This window comes from Streptomyces sp. NPDC030995, assembly GCF_055571215.1.
Genome location: NZ_JBVIFS010000007.1, coordinates 31,689 through 46,232, shown reverse-complemented (window position 1 = coordinate 46,232; position 14,544 = coordinate 31,689). Strand labels below are relative to the sequence as shown.

At 74.4% G+C, this 14,544-nt stretch carries 10 protein-coding genes; 7 read left to right on the top strand and 3 right to left on the bottom strand.

The window, feature by feature from the left end; all coding sequences use genetic code 11:
* The first annotated feature begins 11 nt into the window (after positions 1–11).
* From ACZ45T_RS13800 to ACZ45T_RS13775, 6 genes are all read left to right on the top strand, one after another.
* Positions 12–332 (top strand): acyl carrier protein, encoded by a 321-nt coding sequence (locus ACZ45T_RS13800; RefSeq protein WP_468440739.1) that lies wholly within the window; start codon positions 12–14, stop codon positions 330–332.
* Positions 332–1,081, top strand: a complete 750-nt coding sequence (gene fabG / locus ACZ45T_RS13795; RefSeq protein WP_468440737.1) for a 3-oxoacyl-ACP reductase FabG — start codon at positions 332–334, stop codon at positions 1,079–1,081. The genes ACZ45T_RS13800 and fabG overlap by 1 nt, the downstream gene beginning before the upstream one ends.
* Positions 1,082–1,093: 12 nt before the next feature.
* Positions 1,094–2,338 carry a beta-ketoacyl-[acyl-carrier-protein] synthase family protein gene (locus ACZ45T_RS13790; RefSeq protein ID WP_468440735.1) on the top strand — a complete coding sequence of 415 codons (1,245 nt, stop codon included), beginning with the start codon at positions 1,094–1,096 and terminating at the stop codon, positions 2,336–2,338.
* Positions 2,335–3,414 carry a beta-ketoacyl synthase N-terminal-like domain-containing protein gene (locus ACZ45T_RS13785; protein ID WP_468440733.1) on the top strand — a complete coding sequence of 360 codons (1,080 nt, stop codon included), beginning with the start codon at positions 2,335–2,337 and terminating at the stop codon, positions 3,412–3,414. Before ACZ45T_RS13790 ends, ACZ45T_RS13785 begins: the two co-directional genes overlap by 4 nt.
* Positions 3,415–3,526: 112 nt before the next feature.
* Positions 3,527–9,859: a type I polyketide synthase gene (locus ACZ45T_RS13780; protein ID WP_468440731.1), complete on the top strand. Its 6,333-nt coding sequence runs from the start codon at positions 3,527–3,529 to the stop codon at positions 9,857–9,859.
* 2 nt (positions 9,860–9,861) lie between these two features.
* Complete coding sequence (locus tag ACZ45T_RS13775; RefSeq protein ID WP_468440729.1) at positions 9,862–11,601, top strand: beta-ketoacyl [acyl carrier protein] synthase domain-containing protein; 1,740 nt, start codon at positions 9,862–9,864, stop codon at positions 11,599–11,601.
* Here the strand turns inward: ACZ45T_RS13775 and ACZ45T_RS13770 are convergent.
* Positions 11,591–11,857, bottom strand: a complete 267-nt coding sequence (locus tag ACZ45T_RS13770) for an acyl carrier protein (protein WP_468440727.1) — start codon at positions 11,855–11,857, stop codon at positions 11,591–11,593. The two genes, ACZ45T_RS13775 and ACZ45T_RS13770, sit on opposite strands and share 11 nt — an antisense overlap.
* A gap of 149 nt (positions 11,858–12,006) precedes the next feature.
* On the opposite strand from ACZ45T_RS13770, the gene ACZ45T_RS13765 reads away from it, so the two are divergent.
* Positions 12,007–12,675 (top strand): lysophospholipid acyltransferase family protein, encoded by a 669-nt coding sequence (locus tag ACZ45T_RS13765; protein ID WP_468440725.1) that lies wholly within the window; start codon positions 12,007–12,009, stop codon positions 12,673–12,675.
* A gap of 8 nt (positions 12,676–12,683) precedes the next feature.
* On the opposite strand, the gene ACZ45T_RS13760 is transcribed toward ACZ45T_RS13765, so the two are convergent.
* Together ACZ45T_RS13760 and ACZ45T_RS13755 are read right to left on the bottom strand one after the other, a co-directional pair.
* On the bottom strand, positions 12,684–13,463 hold the full coding sequence (locus ACZ45T_RS13760) for a thioesterase II family protein (protein WP_468441112.1): 780 nt from the start codon (positions 13,461–13,463) through the stop codon (positions 12,684–12,686).
* Between the two features lie 34 nt (positions 13,464–13,497).
* Positions 13,498–14,298, bottom strand: a complete 801-nt coding sequence (locus tag ACZ45T_RS13755) for an AfsR/SARP family transcriptional regulator (protein WP_468440723.1) — start codon at positions 14,296–14,298, stop codon at positions 13,498–13,500.
* Between the last annotated feature and the right edge of the window lie 246 nt (positions 14,299–14,544).

The window sequence follows — 14,544 nt, the reverse complement described above, 5'->3', positions numbered from 1 at the left end:
AGAGAACGATCATGACCGAGCAGACCACCGCGCCCGCCGCCACCACCGCACCCGCCACCGCCGCCACTGCCACCGCCACCGCCACCGCGGCCGTCCTGGACATCGAGGACCTCCGCTCCCTCATCGCGGAGATCCTGGACGTCGACACCTCCGAGGTGACGGACACCGCCGACTTCCGGGAGGACCTCGACGTCGACTCCCTGCTGGCGCTGGAGATCCTGGTCACCCTGGAGCGCAAGTACCGCGTGAAGATGGGTGAGTCGAACCTCCAGCTGATGCGCTCCCTCAAGGCCGTGCACGACCTGCTGGCCGAGAAGCTCCAGGCCGCCTGATGCAGCAGCACGAGCGCCGCAGGGTCGCGGTGGTCACCGGCGGATCGCGCGGCATCGGCCGGGCCGTCGTGGAACGTTTCCTCACCGACGGCTACGACGTCGCCTACTGCTACCGCTCCCGGCCCGACGACGCCGACGCCATCGAGCGCCTCGCCGCCGCACACGGGGGCCGGGTCTTCGACGCGGCCGCGGACGTGACCGACGCGGACGCCGTACGCGGCTTCCTGGACGGGGTGCAGGAGCGGCTCGGGGAGATCGACGCGCTGGTCACCAGCGCCGGCATCGTCCGCGACGGGTCTCTGGTGACGATGGGCCAGGAGGCCTGGAGCAGCGTCATCGACACCAACCTGACCGGCACGTTCAACGTCTGCCGGGCCGCGGTCTTCGCGCTCATGAAGCAGGGCCGGGGAAGCATCGTCACCGTGTCCTCCGTGGCGGGCGTGCGCGGCAGTGCCACGCAGGCCAACTACGCCGCCTCCAAGGCCGGGATCATCGGCTTCACCAAGTCGCTCTCCAAGGAAGTGGCCCGCTTCGGCATCCGCGCCAACGTCGTGGCCCCCGGCCTGATCGCGACGGACATGACCGAGGCGATGACGGCGAAGGCCCGCGAGAGCGTCCTCGCCAAGATCCCGCTCCGCCGGATCGGCACCGCGCAGGAGGTGGCCGACACGGTGGCGTTCCTCGCGTCGGACCGCGCCGCCTACATCACAGGACAGGTGATCCGGATCGATGGCGGCATCAGCAACTGAGGGAGCGCGTTGATGGCAGCGCAGACGAGGTCCACATCGGTGGTCGTGACCGGGCTCGGCGTGCTCACGCCGATCGGCACGACCGTGGCGGGGTTCTGGGACGCCGCGCTGCGGGGAGTGGTCGGCACGGGGCCCCTGCGCCGTGCCGACGCGGCCGACTTCCCGGCCCGGCTGGCCGGCGAGGTCGCCGGCTTCGACGCACCGCGCGCCGCCGGTGACCGCAGCCTGCGGCTCGCCGCCTCCGCGGTGTCGGCCGCGGCGGCCGACGCCGGGATCCCGCGGTGGACCGGGGACCCGTACCGGGCCGGTGTCTGCCTGGGCACGCTGCTCGGCGGCCGCGCCGGGCTGGAGCCGGCCGTCACCGGCTTCCACCGCGGTACGGAGCCCCCGGCGGCCCCGTACGCCGGCGGGCTGCCGGTGGTGGACCTCGCGGGCACGGTCGCCCGCGAACTCGGCTTCCTGGGGCCGGGCCTGGCCGTCGCCACGGCCTGCGCGTCGGGCAACAGCGCGCTGGCCCACGCCGCGGACACCATCCGGGCGGGCCGCGCCGACGTGATGATCGCGGGCGGCGTCGACGAGCTGTCCAGCGGGATCATGATGATGTTCGCCAGCCTGCGCTCGCTGGCCCCCGACTGCCTGCGGCCGTTCGACCGCGACCGCGCCGGGCTGGTGGTCTCCGAGGGCGCCGCCGCGCTGGTCCTGGAGTCGTACGAGCACGCCCGCCGCCGCGGCGCGCACGTCTACGCCGAACTGGCGGGCTGGGCCTCGGCGTCCGACGCCCATCACATGACGGCTCCGCACCCGCAGGGCAGCGGCGCCCGCCGTTCGATGCTGCGGGCCCTGGAGCGGGCCGGGATCTCCCCCGACCGCGTCGACCACATCAGCGCGCACGGCACCGGCACCCCCTCCAACGACCGGATCGAGGCGCAGGCCCTGCGGGAGGTCTTCGGGCCGCGGACACCCGCCGTGACCTCGCTGAAGGGGGCCCTCGGGCACACCCAGGGCGCGGCGAGCGCGATCGAGGCCGTGGCGTGCGTACTGGCGCTGCGCGACGGGGTGATCCCGCCGACGGCGAACCTGGTCGACCTCGACCCGGAGTGCGCCGTGGACGTCGTACGCGGGGAGGCGCGCGAGACCCCGGTGCGCGTCGCCGTCAACAACGCCTTCGGCTTCGGGGGCAACACCGCATGCACGGTCTTCACCCGCATGAGCAGCGCCACGGGCACCGCCACCAGCACAGCAGGGAGCGCACGATGAGCCGCACGGCCGCCGTCACCGGCATCGCCCTGGCCAGTCCGCTCGGCGGCAGCCTCGACGCGACCTGGGAGGCGCTGCTGGCCGGCCGCACCGGTTTTACGGAGACGGCCGCCACCGACGGCCTGTACCCGGGAACCGTGCGGGCACCGGCCGGCGCCCTGGCCGACGACCTCCCGGACGTACCGGCCTTCGGCCGCCGCAGGCTGCGGGCGCTGAGCCGGGAGTCCCTGCTCGTCTCCCGGGTCGGGATGCTCGCCTGGCAGGACGCCGGGTTCGAGCCGGGGACGACGCCGGACCCGGAGGAGACGGCCGTCGTCCTGGGCACCGCCGCGGGCGGCCTGTCCGGGTACCTCCAGGTGATGCGCGACGGGCTGACCCTCGGCCCCGAGCTGGTCAGCCCGTACGCGGGTCCGCAGGGCAGCCTGAACGCCGCGGCCTCGGACCTGTCCATCGCCGCGGGCGCGCAGGGCAGCATCGTCACGGTCACGGCCGGCCGCTGTTCGGGGGCCCACGCCCTGACCGTCGCGGCCGACCACGTCCGTACGGGGCAGGCGCAGGCCGTGCTCGTGGCCGCCGTGGACGTCCTGGATCCGCTGCGGCTCGCCGCGGGCCGCGCCGACGCGCCGCCCGGTGAGGCCGCGGTGGTGTTCGTGGTCGAGGACACCGCGCGGGCCCGGGCCCGCGGTGCGCGGGTGCACGCGGAGATCGCCGGGCTGAGCACCCTGCGCGGCGGCGCGGACGGCGGGAGCGCCGCCGCTCCCGCGATCGCCGCGGCCCTGGCCGAGGCCGGGGCGCGGGCCGGGGACCTCTCCCTGGTCTGCTCCTCCGCGGCCGGTGCCCCGCCCGTGCCCGCGGGCACCGGGGCCGGCGCCGCCGCCCTCAGTCCCTTCGGCGCCCTGGGCGACTGCGCGGGCGCCAGCACCCTGCTCCAAGTGGCGCTGGCCGCCCGGGCCCTGGCCGAGGGCCGCGTGCCTTCGACGGCCGGCGGCCCGCAGGACGTGGGGGGCGGACCCGCGCTGGTGCTGACGACCGACGAGGACGGGCAGGCCGCGGCCGTGGTCGTGCGCCGCCCGTAGGCCCCTGGCCTGTCCTTCGCCGCCGCGGCCCGCGCCCGGCCCGCGTACCAGAAGCCATGAACGAACCAGGGAGAACCCGGACCTCCGGACCCCTGCCGTACGGAGGTAGGAAGTGCATCACGACCCGGCTGAGCTGATCGCCATCGTGGGGATGGCGGGACGGTTCCCCGACGCTCCCGACACGGACCGGTTCTGGGACCTGCTCATGGACCGCGGCGACGCGATCCGCCCCGTCCCGGCGACCCGTTGGAACACCGATCAGCCCCTGGACCCGGAGAAGGAGATCCAGCGCCACGGCGGATTCCTGGAAGGCGTCGACGAGTTCGACGCCGCCTTCTTCGGGGTCTCGCCGCGCGAGGCCGAGGTGCTCGACCCGCAGCAGCGGCTGATGCTGGAGACCAGCTGGCTCGCGCTGGAGGACGCCGGTGTGCCCACCGCGAGTCTGAGCGGCACCCGGACCGGCGTCTACTTCGGCGGGCTGTGGCAGGACTACGAGCGGCTGCGCGAGGACCGCGGCGCCCGCCCCACCCAGCACTCCATCTCCGGCAACGCGCTCGACATGCTCTCCGCGCGCATCTCGTACTTCCTCGGCCTGACCGGTCCCAGCCTGACGCTGGAGACGGGCTGCTCCTCCTCCCTGGTCGCCCTGCACCTGGCCTGCCAGGCCATCCGCTCCGGCGACGTGGACGGGGCGCTCGTCGGCGCGGCCAACCTCATGCTGACCCCGGACGTGACCATCGGGCTCACCCACTTCGGCGGTCTCTCGGCGAAGGGCCGGTGCAGTGCGTTCGGCGCCGAGGCCGACGGGTTCGTACGCGGCGAGGGCGTCGCCGCCGTCTACCTCAAGTCGCTGGCGCGGGCCCGCCGGGACGGGGACCGGGTGCACGCCGTGATCGTGCGGACCGCCGCGAACAACGACGGCGGCGGCCCCAGCCTGGTCACGCCCAGCCTGGCCGGTCAGGAGGACCTGCTGCGCCACGTCTACGAGGGCTCCGGCATCCCGGTCGACCGGGTCGCGTACGTGGAGGCGCACGGCACCGGGACCCGCGTCGGCGACCCGCTGGAGGCGACGGCCCTCGGCCGGGTGCTGGGCCAGGCCCCCGAGCGCGCGGGCCGGCCGCTCGGCATCGGCTCGGTGAAGACCAACATCGGGCACCTCGAACCGGTGGCCGCACTCGCGGGCCTCTTCAAGGCGGTGCTCGCACTGAAGAACGGCGTCGTGCCGCCGAGCCTGCACTCGGCCGAGCTGAACCCGGACATCCCCTTCGACGAACTGGGCCTCGAAGTGGTGCGGGAACCGCTGCAACTGCCCACGGACGGGCCGGTCTACCTGGGCGTCAGCTCCTTCGGCTGGGGCGGCACGAACGCCCACGCCGTGATCACCGCCGCTCCGCCGGCCGCGGACGACCCGGCGGACGACCCTGCGGACGAGGCCGCGGGCGAGGCCGCGGGCGGGGCCCGGTCCGACGCGCCCTTCGTACTGCCGCTGAGCGCCCACAGCCAGGCCGCGCTCGTACAGCGCGCCCGCGACGTACGAGCCGCCCTGGACCGGCCCGGCGCCGATCCGCGGGAGATCGCCGCGACGCTGGGCTGGCAGCGCGACCAGTTCCCCTTCCGCGCGGGCATCGTCGCCACGGACGGCGACGGGCTGCGCGCGGCGCTCGACGCGTACGCGGCCGGGCCGGACGCCACGGCCGCCACCTCGGCGGGCACCCCGGCCGGCACGGTCACCGGCCGGGCCCGCGAACGCGGCCGTACCGCCTTCGTCTTCCCCGGCCAGGGCTCGCAGTGGGCCGCCATGGGCACCCGCCTGTACGCCGAGGACCCCGCCTTCGCCTCCGTCATCGACCGGTGCGCCGCGGCGCTCGCCCCGCACACCGCGTGGTCCTTGACCGATGTGCTCACCGGCCGCGACGGCGACGCCTGGATGGGGCGCGTGGACATCGTCCAGCCGGTGCTGTGGGCGGTCTCCGTGGCCCTGGCCGCCGCCTGGCGCGCCGCCGGCGTCGAGCCGGACGTGGTCGTCGGCCACAGCCAGGGCGAGATCGCCGCCGCCACCGTGGCGGGCATCCTCTCGCTGGAGGACGCCGCCCTGGTCGTGGCCCGCCGCAGCGCCGTCCTGCTCCGTACGGCCGCGGGCAGCGGCCGCATGCTCGCCGTGGACCTGGACGCGGACTCGGCCGCCGCCGCCCTGGAGGGCTTCGAGGACTGCGTGGCGCTCGCCGCGCACAACGGACCCGGCTCCTGCGTGCTCTCCGGCGACGGCGACTCGGTGCTGCTGCTGAAGGAACTCCTCGAAGCGGACGGCACGTACTGCCGGCTGGTCAACGTGGACTACGCGTCCCACAGCCCGCTCATGCTCGACCTGACCGACGAGCTCCACGAGGTACTGGCCCCGGTGCGGCCGGGCAAGGCCGGAATCCCGCTGATGTCCACGGTGCGCACCGTCGTACTGGACGGTCCGGAGATGGACGGCGCGTACTGGGTGGAGAACCTGTGCCGCCCGGTGATGTTCGCCGACACCGTCGACGCGCTCCTGGACCAGGGCGTCACCCACGTCGTGGAGGTCAGCGCCCACCCCGTGCTGGTGCCCGCGCTGGAGCGGCTCGGCGCGCTGCGCAAGGAGCCGCCGGCCGTGCTGGGCACCCTGCACCGCGACCGCGGCGCCCCCGGGGACCTCGCCGAGAGCTTCGCGGAGGGCCACGTGGCGGGGCTGACCCCCTACGGCCGCCGCCCGAGTCGCGCGAGGGACGCGGGAGTGCCCCCGTACCCGTGGCAGCGCGAGAGTTACTGGGTCGGTGCGGCGCAGCGCGGTGCGGGCCGGTCGGCCGCCTTCGCCTTCCCGCTCGTCCCGCTGCCGACCGAGGCGGGGACCTGGCACGGCACCACCGACATCGGCACCGGATCCCACCCCTGGCTCGCCGACCACCGGGTGCACGGCGCCGTCGTCGTGCCCGCGGCGGCCTGCGTCGAGCTGTGCCTGGGGACCGCGGCCGCCCGCACCGGCGGAGTCCCGCAATCGCTGCGCGGCCTGTCCTTCCTGAGCGACATGACCCTCGCGGACGGCGGCCTGCACCTGGGCGGCGTATGGCGCGAGGACGGCGGCGAGGGCGCCGGCCTGGAGGTGCTGTCCCTGGCCGACGGGGCCGACGGCTGGACGCGGCACATGACGGCCCGCGCCTCCTACCGCGGCGAACAGACCTCCGTACCCGGCTTCCCCTTCGCCCTGCTGGCCGAAGCGGCCGTCGACGGCGCCGAGTTCTACCGGTCGTGCACCGAGCGCGGTCTCCAGTACGGTCCGGCCTTCCAGGGCGTACGGGAACTGCGCGTGCGCGGCGACGAGGCGCTCGGCCGGGTGGTCCTCGCCGAACGCTGCCGGCCCGGCGCCCGCCGGTTCGTCCTGCACCCCGCCCTGTGGGACGGGGCGTTCCAGCTCTCCCTCGCGCTGTGCGGGCACGAGGACACGGTGGTGCCCGTCGCCGTCGAGCGGCTCGCCCTGCTGCCGGGGCGGCCCTCGGACCTCACCGAGCTGTGGGTGCACGCCCGGCGCCGGCCCGACGGGCTCTTCGACCTGGACCTGTACGGATCCGACCGCCAGCCCGTCGCCCGGGTGACCGGGCTGGAACTGCGCCGGCTGCTCTCGGGCGACCGGTCCGCGCCGGCCCCCGAGCGCGTGCACCGCTTCGGCTTCCACGAGCGGGAGTACACGGGGCCCGGCTTGGACCAGGACCAGGCCGGGGCGCAGGAGCAGGAGCAGGAGCAGGCCCGGGGCCCCTGGCTGGTGTGCGCCCCGGAGTCGGCCGCGCCCGCCGCGCAGGAGCTCGCCGACGCGCTGGGCGCCACCGCCGTGGCGCTGCCGCGGTCCGCCGCCGCCGACGCGACGGCCTGGGCCGAGGTGCTGCGGGCCGCCGACGGCGGGGAGGTCGTGTTCGTCGCCCCGGACCGCGCGGCGGGCGAGCCTGAGCAGCGGGCGGGCCTGCTCGCCCTCGGCGCGCTCGCCGCCGCCTGCTCGGACCGGCCCGTGGCACCCCGCCTGAGCGTGCTGACCACACGGGCGCAGGCCGCCTCGGCCACCGAGACGCCCGACCCCGGAGCCGCCCTGTACTGGGGCTTCGTACGGGTCCTTCAGGGCGAGCACCCGGGGCTCGCGGCCCGGCTGGTGGACACCGCGCGCGAGGAGCGCTGGGCGGCCGGTGTCGTACGCGAACTGCTGGACGCCGAGCGCGAGGACCAGGTCCTTCAGCGCGCGGGCGGGCAGGGCACCGGCCTGCGGCTGGCCGGCCGCCTCGAGCGGGGCGGGCACCGGCAGGACGACCCCGGCGCTCCCCTCCCGTACACGGTCCGCCAGCCCTTCCGGCTGCATCCCGGCCCGCGGCCGGGCCTGTGGGAGTCGCTGCGCTACCTGCCGCTTGCGCGCCGCGCGCCGGGACCGGGCGAGATCGAGATCGAGGTGGACGCGGCCTCCCTCAACTTCATCGACGTGATGAAGGCGGTGGGCACGTACCCCGACGAGGCGGGCGGCAAGGAGCTGCTCGGCGGGGACTGCTCGGGCCGGGTCGTGTCCGTGGGCCCCGGTACGGCCGGATTCCGCGTCGGTGACCGGGTGGTGGCGTGTGTCTTCGGCGCGATCGTCTCGCACGTGACCGTCCGCGCCGACCACGCGCGGCCGGTGCCGGAGGCGATGACGCAGGAGGACGCCGCCGCGCTGCCCCTGGTCCTGGCCACCGCCTGGTACGCGCTGCACGACCTGGCCCGGACGGAGCCCGGCGAGACCGTACTGATCCACTCCGCGGCCGGCGGTCTGGGCCTGGCCGCGGTGCAGGTGGCCCGGATGCTGGGGGCCGAGGTCATCGCGACGGCGGGCAGCGCGGCGAAGCGCGCCTACCTGCGGGAGCTGGGCGTCGAGCACGTCTTCGACTCGCGCGAGCTGTCCTGGGCGGACGCCGTGCGCACCTGCACCGGCGGCCGGGGCGTCGACGTCGTCCTCAACTCGCTGACCGGCGCCGCCATCACGCGCGGGCTGGAGGTGCTCGCCGAGGACGGCCGCTTCGTCGAGGTCGGCAAGAAGGACATCCACGGGGAGCGCACGCTGGGCCTCGCGCCGTTCCGCAAGGGCGTCAGCTTCGCGGCCGTGGACCTCGAAGGACTCGTGATGCGGCGTCCCCAGCGGTTCGCGGGTCTCTTCCGCGCGGTCTGGGACGAGGTGGAGGCGGGCCGGCTCACGGCGCTGCCCGTCACCCACTACACCTTCGCCGACGCGACCGAGGCGCTGCGCGCCATGTCGCACGGCGACCACATCGGCAAGTTCGTGCTGTACGGCCCGCAGACCGTGGACCGGGTGGTGGCGGATCCGCTGCCGCACGGCCGGTTCCGCGCCGACGGCACCTACCTGATCACCGGCGGCCTGGGCGACCTCGGCCTCTCGCTCGCCGGGCACCTGGTGGAGCGCGGGGCGACGGCCCTGGCCCTGCTGGGCCGCTCGGAGCCCGGCGCGGAGGCCGCGGAGCGCATCGCGGCGCTCCGCGAGGCCGGCGCCCGGGTGTCGGTGGTGCACGCGGACGTCGCCGACAGCACGTCCCTGGACCTGGCCCTCGCCGGGATCCGGGCCGAACTCCCGCCGCTGCGCGGCGTCTTCCACGCGGCCGGTGTGCTGTCCGACGCCGTGGTGCGCAACCTCGACGAAGCGGGGGTGGCCCGGGTGCTGGCGCCCAAGGTCGACGGGGCGGCCGGGCTGGACCGGCTGACGGCGAACGATCCGCTGGACCTGTTCGTCCTGTTCTCCTCGGCGGCCGGACTGGTCGGCAACGTCGGGCAGTCCGCGTACGCGGCGGCGAACACGTACATGGACGCGCTGGCCACGGCCCGGCGCCGGGCCGGGCGGCCCGCGCTCAGCGTGCAGTGGGGCACCTTCGACGGCATCGGTCTGGCGGCCCGGTCCGCCGCACGCGGCGACCGGCTCGCCGACCGCGGCATGGACGGCTTCGAGGCGGCGGAGGCCTGGCAGGCGCTGGAGTCGTTCCTCACGGGCGGCGAGAGCGTGGTGGGGTACGTCGCCCTGGACCCGCGCCGCTGGTTCGAGACGTACCCGGCCGCCGCGGGCCGGCCGAGCTGGAGCCTGCTGCGCAGCACGAAGGACCCGGGAGCGGGCTCGGGCGGCGACTTCCGGCAGCTGTGGGCCGGCTCCGCCGCCGAGGACCGGCCCGCGGTGGTCGAGGAACGCGTACGGCAGCTCGCCGGGCGGGTGCTGCGGATCGCCGCGGACGCCATCGACCGGGAGACCCCGCTCAAGTCCCTCGGCCTGGACTCGCTGATGAGCCTGGAGCTGCGCAACCGGCTGGAGGCCGAGTTCGGGCTGCGGCTCTCGCCCACGCTGCTGTGGACGTACGGCGCCCTGCGGCCGCTGGCCGGCGCCCTGGTGGAACGACTCGCGGAACAGGAGGCTTGACAGTGGAACAGCACGACACCAAGGCGGCGGGCGCCGCCCGCGTCACCCCGGTCAGCCGGGCCATGGAGACGATCCGCGCCCTGCGCGAGGAACTGGCGGCCCTGCGGGGCGCGCAGCCCATCGCCGTGGTCGGCGTGGGCCTGCGGGCCCCCGGCGGCATCGACGACCTCGACGGCTACTGGTCGGCGCTGACGGCGGGAGCGGACGCGGTGCGCCCGATCCCGGAGTCCCGGCGCCACCCCTTCGGGGACGCCTGGGACGAGGTGCCGCACCGGGGCGGATTCCTGGACGAGGTCCTGGAGTTCGACGGCCCGTTCTTCGGCGTCGCGCCCCGCGAGGGGCGCTCCCTGGACCCGCAGCACCGGATGCTGCTCGAAGTGGTGTGGGAGGCCCTGGACGACGCCGGCATCCCGGCCGCGAGGGCGGCCGAGGCCGCCACCGGCCTGTACGTGGGCATCACCGGCCAGGACTACCGGGAGTGGATGCCGGACGGCCCCGACTCGTACTGGGCGACCGGCAACGGGCACTGCTTCTCGGCCGGGCGGCTCGCGCACGCGCTGGGCATCACCGGCCCGGCCATGGCCGTGGACACGGCGTGTTCCTCCTCGCTGGTGACGGTCCACCTGGCCCGTCAGGCACTGCGCGCCGGGGAGTGCGACATCGCCGTGGCGGGCGGGGTGAACCTGGTGCTGTCGCCGCGGGCGACCGCGCTGGCCGCGCGTACGGGCTCCCTCTCCCCGGACGGGGTGTGCCGCCCCTTCGACGCGCGGGCCAACGGCTTCACCCGCTCCGAGGGGTGCGGGATCGTGGTCCTCAAGCGCCTGGCCGACGCCGTGCGCGACGGCGACCGGGTGCACGCCGTGATCCACGGCTCCGCGGTCAACCACGACGGCCGCGCCTCGGGCTTCACCGCGCCCAACGTGCTGGCGCAGACCCGGCTCGTCGAGCGGGCGCTCGCAGAGGCGGGGCTCGCTCCGGCCGACATCGGCCATGTGGAGGCGCACGGCACGGGCACCTCGCTGGGCGACCCGATCGAGGTGGAGGCCCTAGCCGCGGCCCTGGGCCGGCCCAGCGGCGGCGCTCCCCTGCTGCTCGGGTCCGCCAAGGCCAATCTGGGCCACACCGAGTCGGCCGCGGGCGTGCTCGGCCTGCTCAAGGCCGTGCTGAGCCTGCGGCACCGGGCGATCCCGCCGGTACCGCACTTCACCACGCTCAACCCGCGCATCGACCTCTCGGGCACGGACCTCCGCATCCCCACCGAGCTGGAGCCCTGGCCGGCCGGCGCCGGCGCCTACGCGGGCGTCAGCTCCTTCGGCATGAGCGGGACCAACGCGCACGTGGTGCTGGGCGCCGCCGATCCGCAGCCGTCGGCCGCCGTGACCACGGCCGCCGCGGCGGTCACCGGCTTCGAGGTGTCGGCGCGGACCCCGGCCGCACTGCGGGCCTACGCGGCGCGACTGGCCACCCGGCTGGACGAGCTCGAGGACGAGGAGTACGCCGCCTTCGCGTACACCGTCACGCACGGCCGCTCGGCGCTGGCCACCCGCATCCGCGTCGAGGCACCCGACCGGCACCGGGCGGCGGCCGCACTGACCGCGGTCGCGCAGGGGCTCACCCCGCCGCAGGCCCAGGAGGTCCCGGCGGGTGCGCCACCCGGCTTCGGGGACCTGCCGCGGCGGGTCCTGGACCTGCCGGCGTACCCGTGGGAACGGCGGCGCTACGCCCCGGTGTTCACGGCGTAGGCAGGTGTTCCGCGTGTTCCGCACGGATCAGGGCGACGATCCCGGCGACCGTGACGTCCTTGGTCAGCGCTTCGAGGGGGACGTCGACGGCGAACTCGCGCCTGATGGACGCGGTGAGTTCGACGACACCGAGCGAGTCGATCTCCAGCTCCCCCAGCCTGGCCTCGTCCGTGATCGCGTCGGGCTCCGCCCCGAAGTCGACGAGTTCGCGCTCGACGAAGGCACGGACGGAAGCAAGATCGGCGGGCTGGAGCACAACATCCTCGTCTCTGAATCCTGGCAATGAATGCGCAGCAGCGTAACAACCGGCGGAGAGGCTCCCGCTAAAGCGATGCTTTTGTCCGCCTGACCGCTCGACAAATCCCCGACTGATACCCGACCAATTCCAGAGATGGAGACCTGCACATGCTCCGGATGCTGCTGAGGCGACTTCTCCTCATTCCGCTCAAGCTCGTCATGCGACCCCGTGTCACCGGTGTCGAGAACCTGCCGAAGTCCGGCCCCTTCATCATCGCGGCCAACCACCTGTCGTTCTTCGACTCCATATTCGTCGCCCTGTTCACCCCGCGGCCCCTGTACTTCATCGGCAAGCAGGGGTGGCTCGACATGCCCGGCCTCAAGGGCCGGCTCCAGGGCGTGTTCTTCCGTTCCGTCGGGATGATCTCCGTCGACAGCACCAGCGGCTCCGGCACCATGGCCGGCCTGGAGACCTCCCTGCGCGTCATGGGCGAGGGGCACGGCGTCGGCGTCCACATCGAGGGCACCCGGTCGCCCGACGGCCGCCTCTACAAGGGGAACACCGGCACGGCGTGGATCGCGCTGCGCAGCGGCGCACCGGTGATCCCGTGCGGCCTCGTCGGCACGGAGCGGGTGCATCCGGCCGGAGCCAAACGGCTCTACGTCTCACGCTTCGACGTGCACTTCGGCGCCCCGATGACTTTCCCCGAACACGCCGGACGGGAGTCCGACCGCCGGGCGCGCCGGGCGGTGACCGACCAGATCATGCAGGAGATATCCGCCCTGTCCGGCCAGGAATACGTGGACATCTATGCCGCGACCGTGAAGAGCCGCTGAGGCGGGTCTCAGAATTCCGCCGCGACGGCCCGGCGTAGGACGTCCGCGACCTCGGCGCGGTGTTCCTCCGCCAGGAGAAAGAAATGGTCTCCGTCGAAACGGCGCACCCGGCACTCGCCGGTGGTGTGGCTCGCCCAGCCGTCCAGCGGCTCGTGCGGGACCAGCGGATCCCGCGTTCCGCCCAGCACGTGCAGGGGCGCGTCGAACCGTACGTCCTCGAACCCCGTGGCGGCTTCCCGGCTGAGGGCGATGTCCGCCCGCAGGACGCGGGTGATGTGCTCCAGCATGACCGGATCCTGCATGACCCACTCCGGCGTGCCGCCGTTGTCCCGCAGCAGCCGGACGGCGTCCTCGTCGGTCGTGGTCGCGTGGGCGAGGCGCCGGGACCGCCCGGGCATCTGCCCGCTGACGACGGCCGCCCGGCACTGCGCGCCGAGGAGGCGTGCGGCGCGGGTGGCGAGGAGCGCGCCGAGGCTGTGGCCGAAGACCACCGTGGGCAGCGGGTCGCGCGCCAGCACCTCGTCGGAGACGGACGCCAGGACCTGGTCGAGCCGGCAGCCGGGAGTCTCGCCGAAGCGGCGCTCCCGGCCGGGCAGCGACAGGCCGAGCACTTCCACGTACGCGGGCAGTCCCTCGACGAGGGGGAGCAGGGTGTTGGGGCCGGCCCCGGAGTGCGGGAACACCAGGAGGCGCACCCGGGGCGCGTCGGCCGCCTCGGCGGCATCGGCCGCTCCCTGGCCGCGCAGTGACGGCCACCAGACGGTTGTGGAACGGGAGTTCGCTGTCATCACGCGGCCAGCCTATGCAGCGGACCGGCGGACCTCACGCGGCCATGACGCCGACCAGCCGATCCGCGCCACAGTCATCCAGGGACGGGTCGTGGGTCAGGATCGCGTGCTGGAGCCGCTGGAGGCGCGGTGCGGGCTCGATCCCGTGGTCCTCGACGAGGTTCCGCCGGACCCTGCCGTACGTCGCCAGCGCCTCGGCGGTCCGGCCGCTGCGGTAGAGGGCCACCATCAGGTAGCCGTAGAGGTTCTCCCACGTCGAGCGGTCGTCGAGCAGGGAGTAGATCTCGCCGACGAGGGCCTTGTGGTTCCCGAGTTCCAGTTCGAGCTCGAACCGCTGCTCGCGGGCGAAGGAGCGCCTCTCGTCCAGCCGACGGCCCAGGGATTCGAATGCGGGGATACCGCGCAGGTCTTCGAGGGCCTGTCCGCGCCACAGCGAAATGGCCCGGTCGAGAGTTTCCGAAGCCTTTACCCGATCATTGGATTCACGGAATTCCCGACCCTTTGCAAGCAAACGGTCGAACTCGTACACATCGAGGTCGCACCCGACCAGCCGAAGCCGGTACCCGGGCGGTTGCGTGGTGATGAGGGCGGCCGCGTCGAGGCCCAGGCCCTGGAGGTGCTTGCGCAGCTTGGACACGTAGACGTGCAGCGCGGTGGAGGCAGTCTGGGGAGGAGTGCCTGACCAGAGGGCTTCGATGAGCCGGCCGGAGGACACGGCCTCGCCGTGGTGCGCACAGAGGTAGGCCAGGAGCGAGCGGAGCTTGAGCGCCCTCGGCGACACCTGGGCTCCGTCCGGCGTCTCGATCTCGACCGGTCCGAGCACTTGGAACTTCACGACATTCCCCCTGTAGATCTGTGCGCCGCGAAGGTGGTGCAAACGACTCGTCTGCGAACTGCAACCCCCTCCGCACCTGCAGATCTTTCACGGGGGAAGCAGATTGAGTCAAGCCGCCAACTCGCACCTGAGGAACACTTGAGGTGGGGCGATCGATTCGCCGGATTGCGAACGGTCCACGCAGATCGACCGCATCTCACAGGCATCCGGCAGGCATCTGGGGAGCTATTTCTCGCCAGCACACCC

Excerpts from the sequence above, each read along its gene's own strand:
- ACZ45T_RS13800 (WP_468440739.1), top strand. The coding sequence starts at position 12 with ATGACCGAGCAGACCACCGCGCCCGCCGCCACCACCGCACCCGCCACC.
- fabG (WP_468440737.1), top strand. The coding sequence starts at position 332 with ATGCAGCAGCACGAGCGCCGCAGGGTCGCGGTGGTCACCGGCGGATCG.
- ACZ45T_RS13790 (WP_468440735.1), top strand. The coding sequence starts at position 1,094 with ATGGCAGCGCAGACGAGGTCCACATCGGTGGTCGTGACCGGGCTCGGC.
- ACZ45T_RS13785 (WP_468440733.1), top strand. The coding sequence starts at position 2,335 with ATGAGCCGCACGGCCGCCGTCACCGGCATCGCCCTGGCCAGTCCGCTC.
- ACZ45T_RS13765 (WP_468440725.1), top strand. The coding sequence starts at position 12,007 with ATGCTCCGGATGCTGCTGAGGCGACTTCTCCTCATTCCGCTCAAGCTC.
- ACZ45T_RS13760 (WP_468441112.1), bottom strand. The coding sequence starts at position 13,463 with ATGACAGCGAACTCCCGTTCCACAACCGTCTGGTGGCCGTCACTGCGC.